This is a genomic window from Neobacillus paridis, from assembly GCF_016765675.1.
Taxonomy (GTDB): Bacteria; Bacillota; Bacilli; order Bacillales; family Cytobacillaceae; genus Neobacillus; species Neobacillus paridis.
In genome coordinates, this window is the sequence record NZ_JAESWB010000404.1 from 1 (window position 1) to 522 (window position 522).

General features: G+C 63.4%; 1 protein-coding gene. It reads right to left on the minus strand.

The window, feature by feature from the left end; all coding sequences use genetic code 11:
• A partial coding sequence (locus JK635_RS23700) for an RHS repeat domain-containing protein (RefSeq protein WP_202656417.1) occupies positions 1–522 on the minus strand: 522 nt, incomplete at both ends.

A 522-nucleotide genomic window follows, 5' to 3' on the forward strand; every position in this document is an offset into this window, starting at 1 on the left:
GCCGCCATCGGCATGATGCTCGCTGACGACATTGCCGTCGGCATCATAACGCTTGCCATTGACGTTGCCACGCGCATCGCGGGTGGCGACCAGATTGCCCAGGGCGTCGTAGTAATACAGCGTCTGTGCCGGGACGCTGGCATACCCTGGCGTGCCGCTTTCGACAAACATCGTTTTCGCGGGCTGCCACTGCTGAATCACCTGATTGCTTGCGTTGTAGGTCCAGCTGGTGGTCATGCCGCTGTCGCGGGCATCGGAACGTGAAAGGCAATTGCCCCAACGGTCCCAGATCTGGTGGATAACGCCACCACTGGCCAGGTTTTGCCTGACGACGCGGCCGAGCGCATCGTACTGGCTGGTATTGCGCCGCAAGCCAGTCAGCGCATCGGCCGCCGCCGCGCTGCCTGCCGTCTTCAGGTCCTGGCTGGCCGACGCCAGAACGGCGGTCTGGTTGCCCTGCAAGTCGTACAGCATGACCTTGACCACGCCATCTCCGGCATTGCTGCGCCAGACGCGACCGCC